The 22,465-nt window shown below is 59.0% G+C and carries 26 protein-coding genes; 21 read left to right on the top strand and 5 right to left on the bottom strand.

Annotated elements, in window-relative coordinates:
- The first annotated feature begins 45 nt into the window (after nt 1-45).
- From pstB to ACZZ0A_RS25095, 4 genes are all read left to right on the top strand, one after another.
- Nucleotides 46-879, top strand: coding sequence for a phosphate ABC transporter ATP-binding protein PstB (gene pstB / locus ACZZ0A_RS25110; RefSeq protein ID WP_007920249.1), 834 nt, complete (start codon nt 46-48; stop codon nt 877-879).
- Between the two features lie 71 nt (nt 880-950).
- Nucleotides 951-1,712, top strand: a complete 762-nt coding sequence (gene phoU / locus ACZZ0A_RS25105; RefSeq protein ID WP_007920250.1) for a phosphate signaling complex protein PhoU — start codon at nt 951-953, stop codon at nt 1,710-1,712.
- A 177-nt stretch (nt 1,713-1,889) separates the two neighbouring features.
- Entirely contained in the window at nt 1,890-2,846 is a 957-nt protein-coding gene (locus ACZZ0A_RS25100; protein WP_007920252.1) for a response regulator, read from the top strand.
- A 188-nt stretch (nt 2,847-3,034) separates the two neighbouring features.
- Nucleotides 3,035-3,931, top strand: coding sequence for a peptidoglycan DD-metalloendopeptidase family protein (locus ACZZ0A_RS25095; protein WP_463543861.1), 897 nt, complete (start codon nt 3,035-3,037; stop codon nt 3,929-3,931).
- Between the two features lie 116 nt (nt 3,932-4,047).
- Here ACZZ0A_RS25095 and ACZZ0A_RS25090 read toward each other — a convergent pair whose 3' ends face one another.
- The 3 genes from ACZZ0A_RS25090 to phoB all read right to left on the bottom strand — a co-directional run bounded on the left by ACZZ0A_RS25090 (nt 4,048) and on the right by phoB (nt 7,561).
- Nucleotides 4,048-5,388 carry a hemolysin family protein gene (locus tag ACZZ0A_RS25090; protein WP_007920256.1) on the bottom strand — a complete coding sequence of 447 codons (1,341 nt, stop codon included), beginning with the start codon at nt 5,386-5,388 and terminating at the stop codon, nt 4,048-4,050.
- Nucleotides 5,389-5,510: 122 nt separating this feature from the next.
- Nucleotides 5,511-6,797: a phosphate regulon sensor histidine kinase PhoR gene (phoR, locus tag ACZZ0A_RS25085; RefSeq protein WP_238539543.1), complete on the bottom strand. Its 1,287-nt coding sequence runs from the start codon at nt 6,795-6,797 to the stop codon at nt 5,511-5,513.
- Between the two features lie 74 nt (nt 6,798-6,871).
- Nucleotides 6,872-7,561 carry a phosphate regulon transcriptional regulator PhoB gene (gene phoB, locus ACZZ0A_RS25080; protein WP_007896474.1) on the bottom strand — a complete coding sequence of 230 codons (690 nt, stop codon included), beginning with the start codon at nt 7,559-7,561 and terminating at the stop codon, nt 6,872-6,874.
- Between the two features lie 151 nt (nt 7,562-7,712).
- Here phoB and ACZZ0A_RS25075 point away from each other — a divergent pair, with 151 nt between their 5' ends.
- On the top strand, nt 7,713-8,096 hold the full coding sequence (locus ACZZ0A_RS25075; protein WP_095113194.1) for a COG4315 family predicted lipoprotein: 384 nt from the start codon (nt 7,713-7,715) through the stop codon (nt 8,094-8,096).
- A 112-nt stretch (nt 8,097-8,208) separates the two neighbouring features.
- On the opposite strand, the gene ubiA is transcribed toward ACZZ0A_RS25075, so the two are convergent.
- Both ubiA and ACZZ0A_RS25065 read right to left on the bottom strand, forming a co-directional pair.
- A complete protein-coding gene (gene ubiA / locus ACZZ0A_RS25070) occupies nt 8,209-9,099 on the bottom strand; it encodes a 4-hydroxybenzoate octaprenyltransferase (protein ID WP_007920263.1) in 891 nt (296 codons plus the stop codon).
- Nucleotides 9,099-9,659, bottom strand: coding sequence for a chorismate--pyruvate lyase family protein (locus ACZZ0A_RS25065; protein ID WP_463543860.1), 561 nt, complete (start codon nt 9,657-9,659; stop codon nt 9,099-9,101). The genes ubiA and ACZZ0A_RS25065 overlap by 1 nt, the downstream gene beginning before the upstream one ends.
- Nucleotides 9,660-9,860: 201 nt before the next feature.
- On the opposite strand from ACZZ0A_RS25065, the gene ACZZ0A_RS25060 reads away from it, so the two are divergent.
- The 16 genes from ACZZ0A_RS25060 (at nt 9,861) to tssG (ending at nt 22,454) form a co-directional block, all read left to right on the top strand.
- The gene (locus ACZZ0A_RS25060) at nt 9,861-10,028 is read left to right on the top strand and encodes a rubredoxin (protein WP_007920267.1); all 168 of its coding nucleotides are present in this window, start codon (nt 9,861-9,863) and stop codon (nt 10,026-10,028) included.
- A 20-nt stretch (nt 10,029-10,048) separates the two neighbouring features.
- The gene (locus ACZZ0A_RS25055; RefSeq protein WP_095113195.1) at nt 10,049-11,197 is read left to right on the top strand and encodes an NAD(P)/FAD-dependent oxidoreductase; all 1,149 of its coding nucleotides are present in this window, start codon (nt 10,049-10,051) and stop codon (nt 11,195-11,197) included.
- Between the two features lie 190 nt (nt 11,198-11,387).
- Complete coding sequence (locus tag ACZZ0A_RS25050) at nt 11,388-11,663, top strand: HU family DNA-binding protein (RefSeq protein WP_003213368.1); 276 nt, start codon at nt 11,388-11,390, stop codon at nt 11,661-11,663.
- Between the two features lie 641 nt (nt 11,664-12,304).
- A complete protein-coding gene (tssA, locus tag ACZZ0A_RS25045) occupies nt 12,305-13,867 on the top strand; it encodes a type VI secretion system protein TssA (protein WP_007920270.1) in 1,563 nt (520 codons plus the stop codon).
- Between the two features lie 32 nt (nt 13,868-13,899).
- The gene (gene tssB / locus ACZZ0A_RS25040; protein ID WP_003229587.1) at nt 13,900-14,403 is read left to right on the top strand and encodes a type VI secretion system contractile sheath small subunit; all 504 of its coding nucleotides are present in this window, start codon (nt 13,900-13,902) and stop codon (nt 14,401-14,403) included.
- A gap of 25 nt (nt 14,404-14,428) precedes the next feature.
- Nucleotides 14,429-15,904 (top strand): type VI secretion system contractile sheath large subunit, encoded by a 1,476-nt coding sequence (gene tssC, locus ACZZ0A_RS25035; RefSeq protein WP_007920272.1) that lies wholly within the window; start codon nt 14,429-14,431, stop codon nt 15,902-15,904.
- Between the two features lie 9 nt (nt 15,905-15,913).
- Nucleotides 15,914-16,321, top strand: coding sequence for a type VI secretion system baseplate subunit TssE (gene tssE / locus ACZZ0A_RS25030; protein WP_007920274.1), 408 nt, complete (start codon nt 15,914-15,916; stop codon nt 16,319-16,321).
- A gap of 11 nt (nt 16,322-16,332) precedes the next feature.
- Nucleotides 16,333-16,833, top strand: a complete 501-nt coding sequence (locus ACZZ0A_RS25025) for a PAAR domain-containing protein (protein ID WP_463543859.1) — start codon at nt 16,333-16,335, stop codon at nt 16,831-16,833.
- A 14-nt stretch (nt 16,834-16,847) separates the two neighbouring features.
- Entirely contained in the window at nt 16,848-17,672 is an 825-nt protein-coding gene (locus ACZZ0A_RS25020) for a hypothetical protein (RefSeq protein WP_095119780.1), read from the top strand.
- Nucleotides 17,662-18,006 carry a hypothetical protein gene (locus ACZZ0A_RS25015; protein WP_150694286.1) on the top strand — a complete coding sequence of 115 codons (345 nt, stop codon included), beginning with the start codon at nt 17,662-17,664 and terminating at the stop codon, nt 18,004-18,006. Before ACZZ0A_RS25020 ends, ACZZ0A_RS25015 begins: the two co-directional genes overlap by 11 nt.
- A 46-nt stretch (nt 18,007-18,052) precedes the next feature.
- Nucleotides 18,053-18,436: a hypothetical protein gene (locus ACZZ0A_RS25010; RefSeq protein ID WP_463543858.1), complete on the top strand. Its 384-nt coding sequence runs from the start codon at nt 18,053-18,055 to the stop codon at nt 18,434-18,436.
- Nucleotides 18,437-18,459: 23 nt separating this feature from the next.
- Nucleotides 18,460-18,837, top strand: a complete 378-nt coding sequence (locus ACZZ0A_RS25005) for a hypothetical protein (RefSeq protein ID WP_123376082.1) — start codon at nt 18,460-18,462, stop codon at nt 18,835-18,837.
- On the top strand, nt 18,834-19,250 hold the full coding sequence (locus tag ACZZ0A_RS25000) for a hypothetical protein (RefSeq protein WP_110718144.1): 417 nt from the start codon (nt 18,834-18,836) through the stop codon (nt 19,248-19,250). The genes ACZZ0A_RS25005 and ACZZ0A_RS25000 overlap by 4 nt, the downstream gene beginning before the upstream one ends.
- A 22-nt stretch (nt 19,251-19,272) precedes the next feature.
- Nucleotides 19,273-19,668: a hypothetical protein gene (locus tag ACZZ0A_RS24995; RefSeq protein WP_463543857.1), complete on the top strand. Its 396-nt coding sequence runs from the start codon at nt 19,273-19,275 to the stop codon at nt 19,666-19,668.
- A gap of 27 nt (nt 19,669-19,695) precedes the next feature.
- The gene (gene tssF, locus ACZZ0A_RS24990; RefSeq protein ID WP_007920286.1) at nt 19,696-21,483 is read left to right on the top strand and encodes a type VI secretion system baseplate subunit TssF; all 1,788 of its coding nucleotides are present in this window, start codon (nt 19,696-19,698) and stop codon (nt 21,481-21,483) included.
- Nucleotides 21,447-22,454, top strand: coding sequence for a type VI secretion system baseplate subunit TssG (gene tssG / locus ACZZ0A_RS24985; RefSeq protein ID WP_016985779.1), 1,008 nt, complete (start codon nt 21,447-21,449; stop codon nt 22,452-22,454). Before tssF ends, tssG begins: the two co-directional genes overlap by 37 nt.
- The last annotated feature ends 11 nt before the right edge of the window (nt 22,455-22,465 follow it).

Genomic DNA, 22,465 nt, shown 5'->3' with positions numbered 1-22,465 from the left:
GCCAGTGGTTCAACGAACCGAATTTGTTAGCACAGGGAGCCTCCCATGCAGCACGAAACACATAGCCACGGCATCAACATGTCTGCCCTGGGTCGCGACAAGCAAAGCCTGAATCTGGCGCAGGAAACCGTGGCCATCGAAGTGCCGGGCCTGAGCCTGTACTACGGCGAGAAGCAGGCATTGTTCGACGTCAGCATGAACATCCCGAAGCAGCGCGTGACCGCGTTCATCGGCCCGTCCGGCTGCGGTAAATCGACGTTGCTGCGCACCTTCAACCGCATGAACGATCTGGTTGACGGCTGCCGCGTCGAAGGCGCGATCAACCTCTACGGCAACAACATCTATCGCAAAGGCGAAGACGTCGCCGAGCTGCGTCGTCGCGTCGGCATGGTGTTCCAGAAGCCCAACCCGTTCCCGAAGACCATCTACGAAAACGTGGTCTACGGCTTGCGCATCCAGGGCATCAACAAGAAGCGCGTCCTCGACGAAGCGGTCGAATGGGCGTTGAAAGGCGCGGCACTGTGGGACGAAGTCAAAGACCGTCTGCACGAATCGGCACTCGGCCTGTCTGGCGGTCAGCAACAACGTCTGGTGATCGCCCGCACTATCGCGGTTGAGCCGGAAGTGCTGCTGCTCGACGAACCGTGCTCGGCCCTCGACCCGATCTCGACCCTGAAGGTTGAAGAGCTGATCTACGAGCTGAAATCCAAGTTCACCATCGTCATCGTGACCCACAACATGCAGCAGGCTGCGCGGGTTTCGGACTACACCGCGTTCATGTACATGGGCAAACTGGTCGAATTCGGCGACACCGACACCCTGTTCACCAATCCGGCGAAGAAGCAGACCGAAGACTACATCACCGGTCGTTATGGCTGACAGTTGCGGGTTATTCACAGAATTGACGCTGCGGCCCACCGCACCTTACCGGACGCTCCAAGGACGCCAACATGATTAGTAAAGAAGGCCTTACCCACCACATCTCCGCGCAGTTCAACGCTGAGCTTGAGGAAGTGCGCAGCCACCTCCTGGCCATGGGCGGGCTGGTCGAGAAGCAGGTCAACGACGCGGTGACCGCGCTGATCGAGGCCGACTCCGGCTTGGCTCAGCAGGTGCGCGAGATTGATGACCAGATCAACCAGATGGAACGCAACATCGACGAAGAATGCCTGCGCATTCTTGCCCGTCGTCAACCGGCGGCGTCCGACCTGCGTTTGATCATCAGTATTTCCAAGTCGGTGATCGACCTTGAGCGCATCGGTGACGAAGCGACCAAGATCGCTCGCCGCGCGATTCAGCTGTGCGAAGAAGGTGAAGCGCCGCGCGGTTACGTCGAGGTTCGCCATATCGGCGACCAGGTGCGCAACATGGTTCGCGATGCACTGGACGCGTTCGCCCGTTTCGACGCCGATCTGGCGTTGTCGGTGGCGCAGTACGACAAGATCATCGACCGCGAATACAAAACCGCCCTGCGTGAGTTGGCGACCTACATGATGGAAGACCCGCGCTCTATCTCGCGGGTCTTGAGCATCATCTGGGTGCTGCGTTCGCTGGAGCGCATCGGCGATCACGCACGTAACATCTCTGAATTGGTCATCTACCTGGTGCGCGGTACCGACGTACGCCACATGGGCCTCAAGCGCATGAAAGAAGAAGTTGAAGGGACAAGCGGCGAAACCGCTAATGTTCCGGGCGATGTTGACGATAAGTAAGATTGCCTGAGAAAAGCGCCCGGCCCTTTGGCCGGGCGTTTTTGTTTGTGCTTTTCACAAGGCAGATCGAATTAAAAAGCAGCACCCGCGAACGAAAAGTCCCGGCGTGACTGAAGAGTTTTGGCAATGTGCCATCAGCCAGCGTTATGCTTGCCGGGATTTTAATAGGGGTGTTGGATGAGCAAGATCAGTGTGTTGGTCGTGGACGATGCTTCGTTCATTCGTGACCTGGTGAAAAAGTGCCTGCGTAATTATTTCCCAGGGATCCGTACCGAGGACGCCGTCAACGGCAAGAAGGCTCAGGCCATGCTGGCCAAGGAAGCGTTCGACCTGGTGCTGTGCGACTGGGAAATGCCGGAAATGTCCGGTCTCGAACTGCTGACCTGGTGCCGCGAACAAGACAACCTCAAGACCATGCCATTCGTCATGGTCACCAGCCGTGGCGACAAGGAAAACGTCGTGCAGGCGATTCAGGCCGGTGTTTCCGGTTACGTCAGCAAGCCGTTCACCAACGAGCAACTGCTGACCAAGGTCAAACAGGCGCTGAACAAGGTCGGCAAGCTCGATACCCTGATGAACAGCGCGCCGACCAAGATGAACTCGGCGTTCGGTAACGATTCTCTGAGCGCCTTGACCGGTGGCAAGCCTGCCGTGGTCGGCGGTGCCCCGGCAGCGGCTGCGGTCAACCCGTTCGCCAAACCGGCAGCTGCCGCGCCAGCGCCCGCCGCCGCGCCATCGCGTGGTTTGCTTAACAGCCCACCGGTCAAGGCGCCAGTCGCCGCGTCGGCTCCGGCCAGCGGTCGTGGCCAGGGCCAATTGCGCCTGCCAAGCGGCACTCAGCAATGCGTGATCAAGGCTTTGAGCATCAAAGAAGCATTGTTGGTGGTGAAACGCACCGACACCCTGCCGCAGATCCTCGACAGCGCCGTGCTCGATCTGGAGCAGGGCGACAACGCCGAAATCGCCCGCCTCAACGGCTACCTGCACGCCGTCGTTGCGTTTGAGCCGAAACCGGACAGCGACTGGCTGCAACTGACGTTCCGCTTTGTCGACCAGGATGCGCAGAAGCTCGACTACATCTCTCGCCTGATCGCCCGCGGTACGGCGCAGAAGCACTTCGTTCCGGGCGCGTAATCGGCGTCTGTGAAAAGATCGCAGCCTTCGGCAGCTCCTACATTGGAATGCATTTTCCCTGTAGGAGCTGCCGAAGGCTGCGATCTTTTGCTTTGTGCGCTGGGCAAATTGAAACATCTGTCGACTAGCCTGGTCTGCTTCACCTGCTAGGCTCTTTTCCAGGCCTACCTTTCGACAGACTTTTGCCCATGCTCGCGCGCCTGCTGTTTTTCTGTGGTCTCTTCATGGCCTCCACCTCGGCTGTGGCCATGACCATTTACAAATCCACCGATGCCAACGGCGTGGTCTCCTACAGCGACCGGCCGAGCAAAGGCTCGCAGGTGTTCGTCTTTCAGGACCGCATGGTTGAGCGCCTGGAGCGGCAGGTCTATCTCGATATCAAGAAGCAGAAGGGCGTTGACGTGGTGTTCGTACGCAACGATCTGTATGCACCGGTCGAGGTGGCACTGGCGTTTACCGGCATGAGCAATGTACGCGGCGCGCCAGCCAAAGCCATCCGCCGGGTGCTGCCGGCGCGCAGCAACACGCGTCTGGCGCTGCTGACGGCGATTGCCAGCGGCAAACCGCTGGTCTATTCGCCGCAGTTCCAATATTCACTGGGTGACCCTTCTGGTGCTGCGCAGAGCTATCGCTACCCGTTGCCGTGGCGCGGTGGGCCGTTTCGTCTGAGTCAGGGCGCCAACGGTCAGTACAGCCACTATGGGCCGAAGAATCGCTATGCGATGGACATCGCCATGCCGGTGGGTACGCCGATCATTGCCGCGCGGGCCGGGGTGGTGGTGAAGACTGAAAACTCGCAGAGTGGGCGCGGCAATGATGCGTCGGGCAATTTCGTGCGGGTGCTGCACGACGACGGCACCATGGGCGTGTACCTGCACCTCAAGCAAGGTTCGGTGAGCGTGCGCGAAGGGCAGCGGGTGACGGTGGGCAGTCCGTTGGCGCTGTCAGGCAATACCGGCAACAGCAGCGGCCCGCATTTGCACTTTGTCGTACAGCGCAATACCGGCGAGGGGCTGGTGTCGATTCCGTATCAGTTCAACCAACCGCTGGGGGCGTTGCCCAACTTTGCGTTGGGCAAGCAGTAAGCTTCTAAAAGCAAAAGATCGCAGCCTGCGGCAACTCCTGCATGGGAATGCGATCCCTGTAGGAGCTGCCGCAGGCTGCGATCTTTTAGCAGGCAACGCGGTTTCCCGCATTGCACTCAATCCAGCATCAACACCTTGGCCAGCACAATCTTCGGCCCTTTCATCTTCTTGATGATGATCCGCAGGCCTTCGACCTCCAGCACTTCTTCCTCTTCAGGTACGCGCTTCAAAGTCTCGTAGACCAGCCCGGCAAGGGTTTCCGCTTCGATGTGATCAAGGTCGATGCCCAACAGGCGTTCCACCTTGAACAGCGGCGTGTCACCCCGCACCAAGAGCTTGCCCGGCTGATAGGCGAGGATCCCGCGCTCAGCCTTGCGATGTTCGTCCTGAATGTCGCCGACCAGCACTTCCAGCACGTCTTCCATGGTCAGGTAGCCGATGATGTTGCCGTCAGCCTCCTCGACCACGGCGAAGTGCGAGCCGCCCTTGCGGAACTGCTCCAGCAACTGCGACAGCGGCATGTGCCGTGATACGCGTTCCAGCGGGCGGGTCAGTTCGGCGAGGTTGAACGACTCGGGAATGTGATCCAGTGCTGCCAATTCCAGCAGCAGATCCTTGATGTGCAGCAGGCCGACGAACTCCTGGCGCTCGCTGTCGTACACCGGATAACGGCTGAACTTGTGGCGACGGAACATCGCCAGGATTTCTTTCAGCGGCGCGTTGAATTCGAGGGTGATCAGGTCTTCGCGGGAGTTGGCCCAGTCGACCACTTCCAGCTCGCCCATTTCCACCGCAGACGCCAGAACACGCATGCCCTGATCGCTCGGATCCTGGCCACGGCTGGAGTGCAGGATCAGTTTCAGTTCTTCACGGCTGTAATGGTGTTCGTGGTGCGGGCCGGGTTCGCCTTGGCCGGCGATACGCAGGATCGCGTTGGCGCTGGCGTTGAGCAGGTAGATCGCCGGGTACATCGCCCAGTAGAACAGGTACAGCGGCACGGCCGTCCACAGCGACAGCAGCTCGGGTTTGCGGATCGCCCAGGATTTCGGGGCCAGTTCACCGACGACGATGTGCAGGTACGAAATGATGAAGAACGCGGTGAAGAACGACACGCCTTTGACGATTTCCGGCGACTGCACGCCGACCGCGCTCAGCAGCGGTTCGAGAATGTGCGCAAAGGCCGGCTCACCGACCCAGCCGAGGCCGAGGGAGGCGAGGGTGATACCCAGCTGACACGCCGAGAGGTACGCATCGAGCTGACTGTGCACGGTGCGCAGGATGTGTCCGCGCCAGCCGTTCTGATCAGCGATGGCCTCGACCCGGGTCGAGCGCAGTTTGACCATGGCGAATTCCGCCGCAACGAAAAAGCCGTTGAGCAAAACCAGGATCAGAGCAAAAAGGATCATGCCGAAATCGGCGAATATTGTTGCGAGGGACAAGCCAGGGGAAGGGTCCATGATGGAGTTTTGCGGGTTCCGTGTGATTCAAGAGGGAGAAAAATCGCGCCTGAAAGGCAGGCACAAGTCAGCCAATGTAGCGGCTGACATGGCGATTGCCTAGTGGCGAGTGCCGGTCGGTCTTACTCGGCGGCGCTGATGGCCCGCACATGGGCCACCTGAGCCGGGGCAAAATGGCAGGTGAACGTGCTGCCGTGACCGGGCACGCTGCTGATCTCCATGCGTGCGCGGTGGCGCAGCAATACGTGCTTGACGATGGCCAGACCCAGACCGGTGCCGCCGGTGTTGGAGTTGCGACTGGAATCGACGCGGTAGAAGCGTTCGGTCAGGCGCGGCAGGTGTTTGCTGTCGATCCCGATCCCGGAATCCTGCACGCTCAGGTGCGCGCCCTGATCGTCGCCCCACCAGCGAATGCGGATGTTGCCCTCGGCCGGGGTGTACTTCACCGCGTTGAACACCAGATTGGAGAACGCGCTGCGCAATTCCGCCTCGCTGCCCTTGAGCAACAGGCCGGCGTCGGCTTCGAGGCTGATGCGCTGGTTCTTCGCGCCGGACAATTGCTGCGCATCGCTCTTGATCGATTGCAGCAGGCTGTCGATCTGCACCGGCTGGTTGTCCGACGGGTAATCGGTGGCTTCGAGTTTCGCCAGCAGCAACAAATCGTTGAGCAGCGTCTGCATGCGTCCGCCCTGTTGCTGCATCTGCTGCAGAGCGCGGCTCCAGCGCGGATTCACTTCTTCGACGTTGTCGAGCAGGGTTTCCAGATAGCCGCAGATCACTGTCAGCGGTGTGCGCAACTCGTGAGAGACGTTGGCGATGAAGTCTTTGCGCATCTGTTCCAGCTGATGGATGCGCGTGACATCGCGCACCAGCATCAAGTGTTCGTTGTTGCCGTAGCGGGTCAGGTACAACTGAATGCGCACGCGATCGTTGGTTGGCGAGGGGATTTCCAGCGGCTCGGCGTAGCTGTCCTGCTCGAAGTACTCCTTGAAGCGCGGATGGCGCACCAGGTTGGTCACCGGTTGGCCGCTGTCCTGCGGGGTCTTGAGGCCGAGCAAGGTTTCGGCAGCGCGGTTCCACCATTCCAGGTTGCCGTCGCTGTCGAGCATGATCACCGCGTCTTTCAGCGCGGCGGTGGATTCCTGCACCCGGTCAATCACCGCTTGCAGGCGCCCGCGCACACGTTGGTCGCGGCGTTGCAGGTGGTAGATGCTGTCGAACACTTCGCCCCACAGACCATAGCCATCGGGCGGTGCTTCGTCGGGTTGATGCTGGCGCAGCCATTCGTGCAGACGCAGCAATTGCTTCAGCGTCCAGGCCAGATAGATCCCCAGGCCCGCCGCGAGGCTCCAGCCGTAATAGCCGGTGATCAGGCCGATCACCAGGCAGACGGTGACCAGCAGCAGCATGTGGCGAATCAGGGTGCCATGCCAGTTTTGATTCACGGGAAATACGGTCCTTGTCTGCGAGTCTGGCGGTCGGCTCAGGCCTTGGTGGAAAACCGGTAGCCGGTGCCGCGCACGGTTTGTACCAGATTTTCGTAAGCGTCACCGAGGGCCTTGCGCAGGCGGCGGATGTGCACGTCGACGGTGCGCTCTTCAACATAGACGTTGCCGCCCCAGACCTGATCCAGCAACTGGCCACGGGTGTAGGCGCGTTCCTGGTGGGTCATGAAGAATTGCAGCAGACGGTATTCGGTCGGGCCCATCTCGGCCGGTTTGCCGTCGATGGTTACGCGGTGGCTGATCGGGTCGAGCAGCAGGCCACCGACTTCGATCGGCGCTTCGCCGTCGGTCGGACCGGCGCGGCGCAGCACGGCTTTGAGGCGTGCGACCAGTTCGCGCGGGGAAAACGGTTTGGTGATGTAGTCGTCGGCGCCGACTTCCAGACCCTGGATCTTGTTGTCCTCTTCACCCTTGGCGGTGAGCATGATGATCGGGATGTCCCCGGTCAGTTCATCACGTTTCAGACGACGGGCCAGCTCGATGCCGGAGGTGCCGGGCAGCATCCAGTCGAGCAGGATCAGGTCCGGCTTGCGGTCGACGATGATGGCGTGCGCCTGCTGCGAGTTCTCTGCCTCGAGGCAGTCATAGCCGGCCATTTCCAACGCAACGGCGATCATTTCGCGAATGGGCGCTTCGTCGTCGACGATCAGAATGCTCCTGCCAACCATGCCTTAATCCTCTTGTCATTTAACTGTCTTGCGCCGCATTAGATAACGGAATTATTGCAGTCGTGTGACAGTATTTTAGTCCGGCAGCGATTGTGCAAATCCTCAACTAAGCTCTAAGTCCGAATCCTGACAACCACAAAAGAAGGTTTCCATGACTCAAATGACTGTTTCTTTCAAAGCCCTGCTGATGGCTGCGGCCCTGACATTGCCTGGATTTGCACTGGCTGCGGATCCGGCGATGGAGAAGGACGGCATGTACACCGACCACAAGGGCATGACCCTGTATACCTTCGCCAAGGACTCGGGCGGCAAGTCGATGTGCAACGACAAATGCGCAACGAACTGGCCGCCGTTGATGGCGACCGCGGGTGACAAGTCGATGGGTGACTGGACTGTCATCAAACGCGACGACGGCACGATGCAATGGGCCTACCAAGGCATGCCGCTGTACACCTTCGTGATGGACAAGAAAGCCGGTGACATGACCGGTGACGGCAAAATGGACGGCGCGTGGAAAGTCGCCAAAGCCAAGTAAACGCGGTCCCTTGTAGGAGTGAGCCTGCTCGCGATAGCGGTGTATCAGTCGGCATTTTCGTTAACTGACACACCGCTTTCGCGAGCAGGCTCACTCCTACATTGATTTGCGTTTAGCGCAACGCGTAATCCAGCACGATCCCGACGAATATCGCCAACCCGGCCCAATGATTGTGCAAAAACGCCTTGAAGCAGCGCATGCGGTCACGATCGCGGGTGTACCAGAATTCCCACGCATAACACCCGGCAGCCACCAGCAAGCCGAGATGGAACCAGATCCCCAACTCGAACTTCGACCCCGCCAGCAGCAGGCAGCCCAGCGACAACGCCTGCAGGCTCAGGATGATCACCCGGTCCGCCTCGCCAAACAGAATTGCCGTGGATTTCACGCCAATCTTCAAATCGTCATCGCGATCGGTCATCGCGTAATAGGTGTCGTAACCCACCGTCCACAGCAGATTGGCGATCCACAGCAGCCACGCTGCCGCCGGCAACTCACCGGTCTCGGCAGTAAACGCCATCGGCATCCCCCACGAAAACGCCGCGCCCAGTACCACTTGCGGGTAATAGGTGTAGCGCTTCATGAACGGATAAGTGAACGCCAGCGCCAGACCGCCCAGCGACAGCCAGATGGTCGGCGCATTGGTGCACAGCACCAGCAGGAAACTCACGCCCATCAGCAGCGCGAAGAACACCAGCGCCTCTTTCGAACTGATCTTGCCGCTGGCCAGCGGCCGTTGCGCGGTGCGTTTGACGTGGCCGTCGACCTTGCGATCGGCCCAGTCGTTGATCACGCAGCCGCCGGCGCGGGTCAGCACCACGCCGAGGACGAAAATCACGATATTGGCCAGCGATGGCGAGCCTTTGCCTGCAATCCATAACGCCCACAGCGTCGGCCAGAGCAGCAGGTAAATGCCGATCGGCTTGTCCATCCGGGTCAACTGAATGAAATCCCAGGCGCGCGGGTTCAAGCGGTTCAGGGACTTGAGCAGGCTCTGATACATCAGCAGTTCTCCGGATGGGCGCGGGCGGCGCTCCACAGACTCGGCAGAAAGATTTCCGCGACCAGCACGCTCAACGCGCCACGGTCGAAGCGCGACCGCCGGCCCCACAACTCTGGCGCTTTGGCGGCTGGCGGCAGCCATTGTTCAGGGTAGTGGCAGACTTCGAGGGCGCGGCGCTGGAAGGCCTGATCGCAAAACAGCAATTCGCCCAGCGAGCGGCTGCCCAGTTCGTCCATGTGCAAGCCGTCACCCTGTAAGGCGGCGCGCGAAGCGACGCTGCGGGCAAACACCCAGGCCTCGCCGTGACCACGCAAATACACCTCGCGCACCCAGCCTTCGCTGCCCTCGGCCAGATCCAGTGCGGCGCATTCATCGGCACGCAAGGTGTCCCAGCCTTCAAACAGTGGCGTGACGCTGAAGCCGTCATTGGACAGCCGGGTCAGTCGGCGGGTGAGGGAGCCTTCGTCGAACAGCCAGTCGAGGGTCAACGAATCGGGGAGGGGCGTCAGTCGGCTTTGAGTCAGCCAGAGCGGGGCCGGGCAGGCATTTGAATGTTGCACAATGAGTCATTATTGGCCGCAAATGAGGCGGCGAGCTTAACATGGTGGCCGCCGATATTGATTGATCCGGGTCGCCGTTGCGCCGAACAGGCTTGCATCTGCCCGGCTCCATCAGTACAAAACGCCCTGAGCCGGATGGCAGCGCAACACCCATCGACCGTCCGCGCCGGCAATAAGCCTGAACCCTGAGGAAGTACTTGAATGAAAAAGTGGCAATGTGTGGTCTGCGGCCTGATCTACAACGAAGCCGAGGGTTGGCCGGATGACGGCATTGCGCCGGGCACTCTGTGGCAGGACGTGCCGGAAGACTGGCTGTGCCCCGACTGCGGCGTCGGCAAGCTGGACTTCGAAATGATCGAAATCAACTAAGCAAAACAAAGGAGTAAGGCATGAGCGCACCTGTCGTCATCGTTGGCACTGGGCTGGCGGGCTATAACCTGGCCCGCGAGTTTCGCAAGCTCGACAGCGAAACCCCGCTGCTGCTGATCACCGCCGATGACGGGCGCTCTTACTCCAAGCCGATGCTCTCCACCGGTTTCGGCAAGAACAAAGACGCCGATGGCCTGAGCATGGCTGAACCGGGGGCCATGGCTGAGCAGTTGAAAGCCGAAGTGCGCACTCATACGCGCATCAGCGGCATCGACGCCGGCCATAAACGCCTGTGGATCGGCGAAGAAGCGGTTTATTACCGTGACCTGATCCTCGCCTGGGGCGCAGAAACCGTGCGCGTACCGGTCGAGGGCGATGGCGCCGATCTGGTGTTCCCGATCAATGATCTCGAAGACTACGCGCGCTTTCGCGCAGCGGCGGCCGGCAAGCGCCGGGTGCTGTTGCTCGGCGCCGGCCTGATTGGCTGCGAATTCGCCAACGACCTGATTCTCGGTGGCTATGAAGTGCAACTGGTGGCGCCGTGCGAACAGGTCATGCCGATGTTGCTGCACCCGGCCGCAGCGGCAGCCGTGCAGGCCGGGCTGGAAAGCCTCGGTGCGAAATTTCATCTCGGCCCGGTACTGACCCGATTGCAGAAAGTCGCCGACGGCCTGGAAGCGCATCTGTCCGACGGCCAGGTCATTCCTTGCGACGTGGTGGTCTCGGCCATTGGCCTGCGTCCGCGCATCGATCTGGCGGCGGCCGCTGGCGTACAGGTCAATCGCGGTGTCGTAGTGGATCGCCATCTGAAAACCTCCCACGCCAATATTTACGCCTTGGGCGACTGCGCTGAGGTCGACGGGCTGAATCTGCTGTACGTGATGCCCCTGATGAGTTGTGCGCGAGCACTGGCACAAACCCTCGCCGGAAACCCGACCGCCGTGAGCTACGGCCCGATGCCGATCACCGTGAAAACCCCGGTGTGTCCGCTGGTCGTATCGCCGCCGCCACGGGGCAGCGAAGGCGTCTGGACTGTCGAAGGGCAGGGCGCCGACATCAAAGCCCTGTGCCACAGCGCCGACGGCCAATTGCTCGGCTACGCGCTAACCGGCGCCGCGGTGATGGAAAAACTTGCCCTGAACAAACAGCTTCCAGCCCTGCTGGCGTAAATACCGGTCGTTCTGTCGGAATCACCCCGCTTTTGCCCCTACAAAGGTCGCGGGGAGACTGGCGCCGCCGGTATCCGCGTGCCATTCTCACTCCCGTCTGCCGCAGAGTAGAGCCTGCGGCGCCTTGGGCGCTGTTCCAACGAGAACAGCACGGACATAACAACAAAAAACCGTCAAAGGGGCTTCACTAATGCGTAAACCAGAACTCGCCGCTGCAATCGCTGAAAAAGCAGATCTGACCAAAGAACAGGCCAACCGCGTACTCAACGCCGTTCTCGAAGAAATCACCGGCGCTCTGCACCGCAAGGACAGCGTCACGCTGGTAGGCTTCGGCACCTTCCTGCAACGCCACCGCGGCGCCCGCACCGGCAAAAACCCGCAGACCGGTGAGCCGGTGAAGATCAAGGCCAGCAACACCGTTGCGTTCAAGCCAGGTAAATCGTTGAAAGACAGCGTCAATCCTTAATTGCGGCGAACTCCTCGAATAACGGGGAGAACCGTGTAGAAAAATGGGCACACCGATTGCGGTCGGGTGCCCATTTTTTATGCCTGCCGATTTATTCTGGCCTGCAGCCTTAATAAAGGCCGATTAACTGATTGCATTTGTTGGCTATCGATCAGCCTCACAGTTAAATCAATACTCTATATATAAAAGCCATCATATTGATGGCACTTTCTGAGTTGTTGGTTGTCTCGCGGTGATTTGTTGAAACAACACCGAAGTCTTTCGGAATCATCCTACATCCGAATTTTTCAAAACCCGTCATGCTCCGCGCCACTCTCGCCAGCCCCGGCTTCCGGTGATCGACGGCAGTTGGAACGATCGCTCTAAATCAAGCTTTCCCGGTGTTTTGTAAGGGTATGCGAATATAAGCAGAGCATCGGGGATTCCCTGACTGAATATAGGGAAACCTCCTACAACAAACAAAGAACAGTTCGTCTTGTTGTTTAATCAGATGCTTGCTAGTGGCCATCATAGTGATTACGATGCGCCCACTTGAAAGAGCACATCTCAATTGGATGAGTCGCGTCACCGCTCTTCGATACTGTCCCGCGCCGCGGTAACTCCAATAGGCGCCTGACTGTAATCCTTAATAAAGGCCATGGATGTCCTACTCAAGCAAACTTTCCGCCCATTACCTCGAACTCGCAAAAGTCTCTGTTTCCAAAGAGAATTTCGCGGGCGAAGACGTTCGTTTTTCGAGCGAATTCGAGGCCTTGGAAAGTGAGCTGGCCAAAGCCTCGTCGATGCACGAAAGCGGGCAGATCGACTGGCTGAAAATTCGCGAAAACAGCGAAAATCTGCTGCGTACCCAATCCAAGGATTTGCGTGTCGGCGCCTGGCTGACCTGGTCGCTGTACCAGCGCGAATCCTTCCCCGGTCTGCTGGCCGGCCTCGGTCTGCTGCACCATCTGTCGGAAAACAACTGGGCCGACGTTCACCCGCTCAAACCCCGTACCCGTGCCGCCGCCATCGGCTGGCTGGTGCCGCGCCTCGAGCAGGTCATTACCGAAAACATTGCGATCAAAGAGCAGTTGCCGATGTTCCGGCAGCTCTCCGAGCACCTGTCCGGCCTTGAAGCGGCGTGTGCTGAGCATCTGGGCGATGACTCGCCGCTGTTGCTGCCGATCTCCCGTCGCCTGAAAACCATGATCCAGCGCGCGGCCGACAACCAGCCGGCTCCCGGTGTGGTCGGTGCGGCGGTGGCGCAGGTCAAACAGGCCGCGAGCCAGTTGCTTACTCCCGGCGCACCGATCGACAACGAACGAGATGCGCACAAAGCCCTGCGCGCGCAACAGGAAAGCGCCCGGCCATTGTGTGCCTGGTGGCTCAAGCAGAAAGCCACCGACCTGCGCGCCCTGCGCCTCAATCGCACACTGCTGTGGATGACCATCGACGCCGTGCCGGAGCGCAACGCCGAGCAGATCACCGTGTTGCGCGGTCTGCCGCTGGAAAAACTCAAGCTCTATCAGGACCGTTTCGATCAGGGCAAATACGCTGACCTGCTGGTGGAACTGGAGGCGAGCCTGGCGAAGGCGCCGTTCTGGTTCGATGGCCAGAGGATGGTCTGGGAGTGTCTCCAGAACCTCAACGCCGAGTTGGCAATGCGCGAAGTGGAAATCCACTTCGCGCTTTTGGTTCAACGGCTGCCCGGCATTGTCGAGTTGCGTTTCCATGACGGCGCGCCGTTTGCCGATCCGTCCACCCGGGCGTGGATCGCCGCCAACGTCATGCCGCACCTGCAAAGCGCCAGTGCGCCGCGCAAGGTCGAAAGCGAAAACGTCGAAACCCAGCCAGCCTGGGAAAAAGCCCTCGAAGAAGTCCTGCCGCTGCTGCGCAAGGAAGGCCTGAAGCCTGCCGTGCAGACGCTCAAGCAGGGTTTGCAATCGGCCCACGGTGGCCGCGAGCGCTTCTTCTGGCAGTTCGCCCTCGCGCGCCTGTGCTTCATGGCCAAGAAATACGAACTGGCCAAGAACCAGCTGGAAACCCTCGATCAGACATTACAGGACTCAGGCCTGCACGCCTGGGAGCCCGATCTTGCATTGGAAGTGCTGCATCTACTGCATAGCTGCTGCGAGTTGTTGCCGCAGAACCATGCCGTACGTGAACGCAAGGAAGAGATTTATCGCAGGCTGTGCCACCTCGACCTCGAAGTGGTACTCGAATAGGCCCCAGGGCCACAACCGCAAGGAGAAAAGCCATGGCCAAAGAAGGCTCGGTAGCCCCCAAGGAACGCATCAACGTCACCTTCAAACCCGCCACCGGCGGTGCTCAGGAAGAGATTGAACTGCCGCTGAAGCTGCTGGCAATCGGTGACTACACCCACCGCAAGGACGATCGCAAAATCGAAGATCGCAAGCCGATCAGCATCGACAAGATGACCTTCGACGAAGTGTTGGCCAAGCAAGAACTGGGTCTGACGCTGAGCGTGCCGAACCGTCTGCAGGAAGATGGCGAGGCCGACGAGCTGGCTGTGCAACTGCGCGTCAATTCGATGAAGGACTTCAACCCGGCCAGCCTGGTCGAGCAAGTGCCTGAGCTGAAAAAACTGATGGAACTGCGCGATGCGCTGGTGGCCCTCAAAGGCCCGCTGGGTAACGCACCTGCGTTCCGTAAAGCGATCGAAGGCGTGCTCGCCGACGACGAATCCCGCGGTCGCGTACTCGGTGAGCTGGGCCTGAACGCCGCAGCCCCGGACGCCTGAGACTCCAGCCAAGGAAGCCAACACAATGAGCACTAGCGCAGCACAAGAGAAGAGCGCCGGCAACGGCGAGTACAGCATTCTCGACAGCATCATCGCCGAAACCCGTCTGACTCCGGACGACGAAGCCTACGACATCGCCAAGCGCGGTGTGTCGGCGTTCATCGAAGAACTGCTCAAGCCGCAGAACAACGGTGAGCCGGTCAAGAAGGCCATGGTTGACCGCATGATCGCCGAGATCGATGCCAAGCTCAGCCGTCAGATGGACGAAATCCTGCACCACCCGGACTTCCAGGCGCTGGAATCGTCGTGGCGTGGTCTGCAGTTGCTGGTCGACCGCACCAACTTCCGCGAAAACATCAAGATCGAAATCCTCAACGTCTCCAAAGAAGACCTGCTGGACGATTTCGAAGATTCGCCGGAAGTCATGCAGTCGGGCCTGTACAAGCACATCTACACCGCTGAATACGGCCAGTTCGGTGGTCAGCCTGTGGGCGCGATCATCGCTAACTACTACATGTCGCCGAGCTCGCCAGACGTCAAGCTGATGCAGTACGTGGCCAGCGTTTCGTGCATGTCGCACGCGCCGTTCATCGCTGCGGCCGGCCCGAAATTCTTCGGTCTGGAAAGCTTCACCGGCCTGCCGGATCTGAAAGATCTGAAAGACCACTTCGAAGGCCCGCAATTCGCCAAATGGCAGAGCTTCCGTACTTCGGAAGACTCCCGCTACGTTGGCCTGACCGTGCCGCGTTTCCTGCTGCGTAACCCGTACGATCCGGAAGAAAACCCGGTGAAATCGTTCGTGTACAAGGAAACCGTTGCCAACAGCCACGAGCACTACCTGTGGGGCAACACTGCTTACGCGTTCGGCACCAAGCTGACCGACAGCTTCGCCAAATTCCGCTGGTGCCCGAACATTATCGGCCCGCAGAGCGGTGGCGCGGTTGAAGATCTGCCGTTGCACCATTTCGAAAGCATGGGCGAAATCGAAACCAAGATCCCTACTGAGGTTCTGGTTTCCGACCGTCGTGAATACGAACTGGCCGAGGAAGGCTTCATCTCCCTGACCATGCGTAAAGGCTCCGACAACGCGGCGTTCTTCTCCGCCAGTTCGGTGCAGAAGCCGAAGTTCTTCGGCATCAGCGCAGAAGGCAAGGCGGCAGAGCTGAACTACAAGCTCGGCACCCAACTGCCGTACATGATGATCGTCAACCGCCTGGCTCACTACTTGAAAGTGCTGCAGCGCGAGCAACTCGGTTCGTGGAAAGAACGTACCGACCTCGAGCTGGAACTGAACAAGTGGATCCGTCAGTACGTTGCCGACCAGGAAAACCCGAGCGCCGAAGTGCGTGGCCGTCGTCCGCTGCGCGCTGCGCAAGTGATCGTCAGCGACGTTGAAGGCGAGCCGGGCTGGTACCGCGTGAGCTTGAACGTGCGTCCGCACTTCAAGTACATGGGTGCCGATTTCACCCTGTCGCTGGTTGGCAAGCTGGACAAAGAGTAAGAGCGACTCATGGACGGATACGGCAGCCTGTTCGAACGCCTCAACGGCGACGCACAACTACGCAAGGGCAACAGCCTTGAGGCTTGTGCCATGGCGTCAGTGGCTGCCCATCTGGCCAAAATGCTCAGCACCCGGGCCGGCAGCGTGCAAACGCTGGCCGACTACGGGTTGCCCGATCTCAATGACATGCGTCTGAGCCTGCACGACTCCCTGAGTCAGGCCCGTCTGGCCATCGAAAACTTCATCGAAGCCTACGAGCCGCGCCTGAGCAACGTGCGTGTCATTTCCCTGCCGCGTGACCACGATCAACTGCGCCTCGCCTTCAGCATCGAAGGCCTGCTGGAAGTTGAAGGGTTCAAGCGTCAGGTCAGTTTTTCCGCCCGCCTGGATGGCAGCGGTCAAGTCAAGGTCACCTAAGGAGATCCCCGATGTCTGGCAAACCAGCAGCACGCGTATCCGACCCCACCGCTTGCCCACTCCCAGGCCACGGTACCAACCCGATCGCCGCCGGTTCCTGCGACGTGTTCTTCGACGGCCTCGCGGCCGCCCGCCAAGGCGATGCCTCGGCGTGTGGTGGTGCGATGGTCGGCGATCTGGCGACCACGGTTTTGATCAATGGCAAACCGGCCGCCACGGTCGGCTCCGTTGGATCTCACGGCAACAAGGTTACGGCAGGTTCCGGGACGGTGATCATCGGGAATTCGCATTCGTCTGTGGCGTTTGTGCCGCCAGTGCCTTTGATCATTCCGGGCTTCGATGCTCAGTTCCAGCTGAAAAACGGTCTGGGCAATCCGCTTGCGGATACTAAATACCTACTCCGTCGAGCGGATGGTTCTCTCGAAAGTGGAATCACCAATGAGTTGGGCCTGACTCATCGCGTGAAGGCCCACACAGCTTCCGAAAAAATCGAAGTTTTTATTGAGAGCTGAGGGAGTACTCATTCATGGCCGAGGCTGAAAAAATCAATAAGGACGGGCAGGAATATGTGCCAGCTGGCGCGGCCGCGAGCACAAAAACCTCTGAGGTTGCGCCGGTAGAGTTGCAGGTTTGCCGCTGTAACGGAAAAGAAGTCACAACGCTGGCTGGCTACGACAGCATCCCGAGCTATACCGGCGAGCTGCCTTCTCCGTTGCAAATTATGTGGTACGTGCCAAAAACCAAAGAAATGCTCAAGGCAAGTTTCTCTGATACAGAAATTCGTGTCTGGATAAAGCAGGCGGCTGAATATTATGGCGTCCCGCATATTTTGCTGGCGGTTATTCTGCAGCAGGAGAATGGACCTAAGGGCAGTAAATTTCTTCAAACCATGCAATTCGGCGAGCGGTCGCTGACCACTCTGCTGGCAATTGTTGACAACTTGGCTTTCGATGCCGTCCCGGATAAGTTGGCCGGTGGCTCCAGCGGCTTTGCCAATATGAGTAGGGCAACATTGCAGAAGTCCGTTCAATACACAGAGAACTATTACTGCAAGAAACCTTTGCCCGAAGACGTTCAGTACCGGATTTTTGGCTGGAACCAGGACACGCGAATCCCGGGTGATGATTGGAAGGCAGACCTCTACTATTGCGCCGGCCATCTACGTGAACTGGTTGACCGGGCTACCGGGACTCGCTGTCACTCCGGAGCGCTGACCGCCGACCAGCTGAAAAAGGTGATTGCTTCCTACAACGGTTCGGGGCCGCTTGCCGAAAAGTATTCAACCGATGCAATGACGTTGTTAGACGCAGCGAAAGCAGGTACGGCGTGGTTGTATTTTTATGAAAGATAAACTCTCGACGTCTACCACTCTTGCGCTTGCTGCCGGCATTCTGGCTGTGGGGGTTGTCGTGTGGACAAATATTTTCTCCAATTCGCTAATGCTGTTAATGGACGGCGTTAATTTTATTCCTGCGGAATCTTCAATCCTCGCCTTTGAACCTTATGAGATAAATCAAGGGTCGTCTTCCTATTGGATCTACGGTCAGGATGGGGAAAATTATTATTATTTTTCTTATGACGCGGCTGCGCCTTACATTTTTATTTCCAAAGCAAATGTTTGTCAGGGGTTTGATCGCCTGAATTTCAAAACATGGTGCAGTGCGAAACAAGGTACGAAGAAATGATCAGCGAGGCATCGATCTGCTCATGAAACAGTTAAGGATGATTTCGATGTCGGGGTGGGCAGTGTTTTTCACGTTTTTCATCCCAGTGACTACCTACGCCGCTCAGCAGGTCTACAGCAATAATGTTTTCCTGCTGAACACCTGTGGCGTGCCTCTGGAATTGTCCGTGGTGCATGACTCCAACTATGACGATAAAGCCCGCCGCTTGGTGTTGAGTCCAAATCAGCGCAGAACTATCGCCAACTACAGATCGTTCGGCGAGGACGTAGCCGGTCAGATCAGCGACCTGTACAGCCTGTCGATCAAGAGCCCGACGGCGACCAAAACTATCGACGCGCAGACATTGCAAAAGGCTGTCGCAAGCACCGAAAGAACTGAAGAAAAAGCTGTTCGTTCATGGGTCATTACTGATGGTTCTTTCTGCCCATGAAGTTTTTTAGCGGGAACGGCTCAATGAAATCAAGAGCGTGGCAATGCCTGGCCGCTTTCCTCTGCTCGGTCGGTTTGCTGACGATTCTGGTCGGCTTCGCGCTGGTGTTGCGAATGGAAAGCTCGACCAAACCAAAGCTGTTCGCTCATCCCAACGCGTTGTGGGTTGGCGCCGAGGATGGCGGGGTATTCGTTGAAGTGACCAGGAACGAGGCGCCGGACTATTACGTCGAGATTCGCCACGAGAGTGGCGGAATGTGGACTGAGGGCTGGGTTCGATACGGCACACGGGACAGCTATCCGTTGAGCGCTACCGCCATCGGCGGCTACGACGGCGTCGAACTCTATGTGTATTCGGCGATGGCGATCACGCCGAAAAAACAGGGAGTGGCGCAGCGATGAATATCTACGCGCGTCTTGCACTCTGTCTGGCGATTCACGCGGCGGGATGCGTGGCCTACGTGTTTCTGAATAACGCAGTGGTTGTGGCCTATAAGGCCTTCAACGGCGGATTCACCACCCGTGGCGTGGCGATTGGCATCGCTCACTACATGTTCATCTACATATTTTTTGGCATAAACGCGCTGGCCGCGATCATCCCGAACCTGTGGGCCAAGCTCGGTTTGCTCGCACTGATGGTTGCCTGGATTCTGTTCATGATGGTGCCGGACAACCCGCTACGTGCGCTGTTCTACACCGTGGCCCAAGGCGGAGTCACGTTGTTGGCGATTCTGCTCACGCAGGTGATTGAACTGCGTTGGGAAAGACTTGCGCTGATGCGGCAGACGTCGCCTGCGAGCCCTGCTCATGCTTAGTCGTGCGCAACTGAGCTTCTTCATGGCTGCATTGTGGTGGCCATTGCTGGCGGTGTTGGCGATCAGTTCCTATGACCTGTGGAGTGGCGAGTATTCAACACCCGAGTCGTCCGGGATTTATTGGCAGTACCTGTTGTGGTGGGGAATTCCCGGGCTTTTGGGTTTTTCGCTATGGATGTCCCGATCGGCGCAGAGCCGCAACGAGCAACAGGCACTGCGGATGGTTTGGTGGGCGCCGGTGAAGTTCATCCCGTTCTACGCCGTGCCATGGATGCTGTATGGCCTGCTCAGTCTGGTCGTCGGTCAGCTCAGTGATGCCTACATGGCGTACGGCTGGATCTCGATTGTGCCGTTCCTGCTAATTGGCGGTTATGTCTGTGCCGGCGTGACGGTCGCGCTCTACAGGATATTTTTTTGATGCGTTTCACTACCAGGCAGGTAACCCGTGTCGTTTAACCACTACTACCAAAGCGAACTCACCGCACTGCGCCAACTCGGTCGCCGTTTCGCCGAGCGTAGTCCGGCGTTGGCGCCGTATCTGGGCCAGGCCGGGCGGGATCCGGATGTGGAGCGGTTGCTCGAAGGCTTTGCGTTTCTGACCGGGCGGCTGCGCCAGAAGCTCGATGACGAGCTGCCGGAGCTCAGCCATTCGTTGATGCAATTGCTGTGGCCGAACTACATGCGTCCGCTGCCGGCGTTCAGCATTTTGCAGTTCGATCCGCTCAAGCGTTCCGGGCCGGCATTGCGCGTCGAGCGCGATACGCCGATCGAAAGCAAGCCGATCGAAGACGTGCGTTGCCGCTTCCGTACTTGCTACCCGACTGACGTGCTGCCGCTGGATCTGGCCGCGTTGAATTACTCGGTGAAGGGCGACGGCTCGCTGCTCAGCCTGCGTCTGGAAATGAGCGCCGACGGTCACCTCGGTGAACTGGAGCTGAGCAAGCTGCGTCTGCACTTTGCCGGCGAGCGCTATATCAGCCAGATGCTCTACCTGAGCCTGCTGCGCAACCTTGAAGGCATCGAACTGATCCCGCTCGACGGCGCCGGCAAACCGATTGATGGCGTCAGCGGTAAGCCGATGGCGTTCAAGATTCCCGGTGATCGGGTCAAACCGGTGGGCTTTGCCGAAGAAGAAGCGTTGATCCCGTATCCGCTGAACACCTTCCGTGGTTATCGTTACCTGCAGGAATACTTCGCCTTCCAGGACAAGTTCCTGTTCGTCGACGTTAACGGTCTGGACATCATCAACGCGCTGCCGGAAGACACGCTCAAGCAGATGCGTGGCCTCGAATTGCGCTTCGATATTCGCAAGAGCGGCATCATGCGCATGCGGCCGACGCTGGATAACGTGAAGCTGTTCTGCACGCCGATTGCCAACCTGTTCGCCCACGATGCACTGCCGATTCGCCTCGATGGCAAGCAGGACGAGTACCTGTTGCTGCCAGCGGAATACGATCTGGAAAACTGCGGCGTGTTCTCGGTGGAAACCGTGACCGGCTGGAAGCCCGGCGGCCTCGGTTATCAGGAGTACGTGCCGTTCGAATCCTTCGAGCACGACCCGAGTTTCGACGTGCCCAACAGCCGTCCGCACTACAGCATTCGCCAGCGCTCTTCGCTGTTGCACGACGGCCTCGACACCTACCTGAGCTTCGGCATCCGCCACACCGAAGCCCACGAAACCCTGTCGATCGAGCTGATCTGCACCAACCAGAACCTGCCGCGCAAGCTCAAGCTTGGCGACATCTGCATGGCCTGCGAAGAGACGCCCGAGTTCTTGAGTTTCCGCAACATCACCCCGGCCACTTCCAGCTTCGCGCCGCCGCTGAACCGAGACTTCCTGTGGAAGCTGATCAGCAACATGTCGCTTAACTATCTGTCGCTGGCCGACGTCAATGCGTTGAAGGTGATTCTCGAAACCTACGACTTGCCGCGCTACTACGACCAGCACGCGGAGAAGGTCAGCAAACGCCTGCTCGGCGGCCTCAAGCACATCAAGCATCACCACGTCGACCGCTTGCACCGTGGGTTGCCGGTGCGCGGTCTGCGCACCGAACTGACCATCGACCCGGAAGGGTACATCGGCGAAGGCGACCTGTTCGTTTTCGCTTCGGTTCTTAACGAGTTTTTCGCGCTTTACGCCAGTCTCAATTCATTCCATGAGCTGCGCGTAAAAAGCACACAGGGAGAGGTGTACCAATGGACACCACGTATGGGCCTGCAGCCCCTGCTTTAAGCGGGCTGACCAAGGTAATACGCGAGTACTCGCTGTTTCAGGCCGTGCTGCTGGTGATCGACCGGCTGCGCGAGGCACACCCGCACCTGAGCGAAGACGATCTGTACGACCACGTGGAGTTCCAGGCCAACCCGAGCCTGGGCTTTCCGCGCAGCGACGTCGATCGCGTCGAGTTTTTCGAAGAGCACGGGCAGATGCGCGCGCGCATGCGTTTCAACCTGATCGGCCTGGTCGGCTCCGGTTCGCCATTGCCGGCGTTCTATGGCGAACAAGCCCTGGGCGACAGCGAAGACGGCAACCCGACACGCAACTTCCTCGACCTGTTCCACCATCGCCTGCAACGGCTGATGCTGCCGATCTGGCGCAAGTACCGCTATCGCGCAAGCTTCCAGAGTGGCGCGATTGACCCGTTCTCCTCGCAGCTGTTTGCCCTGATCGGCCTCGGTGGCGAAGAGATCCGCAAGGCCAAGGAACTCAACTGGAAACGCCTGCTGCCGTACCTCGGTCTGCTCAGCTTGCGGGCGCACTCGGCGGCGTTGATCGAAGCCGTGCTGCGTTACTACTTCAAGCACGAAGATCTGGTCATCGAGCAGTGCATCGAGCGCCGCGTAGAAATTCTCGAAGAGCAGCGCAATCGTTTGGGCCGCGCCAACAGCCTGCTCGGCGAAGACCTCGTGCTCGGCGAACACGTGCGCGACCGCAGCGGCAAATTCCGCATTCACATCACCGAACTCGACTGGCAGCGATTCCATGAATTCCTGCCGATCGGTTTCGGTTACCAGCCGCTCTGCGCGCTGGTGCGGTTCACTTTGCGTGACCCGCTCGATTACGACATCCGCCTGGTGTTGCGCCAGGAAGAAATCCGCGAACTGCGCATCGGTGAGCAGAACGCCTGTCGCCTCGGTTGGACCAGTTGGCTGGGCCGCGAAAAAGCGGACGGCGTGGTGACCCTGGGCAGCAAAATTCATTAAGGACGTGAGCC

The organism is Pseudomonas sp. AC242, assembly GCF_979258655.1.
This window is presented reverse-complemented; position numbering and strand designations above follow the sequence as displayed.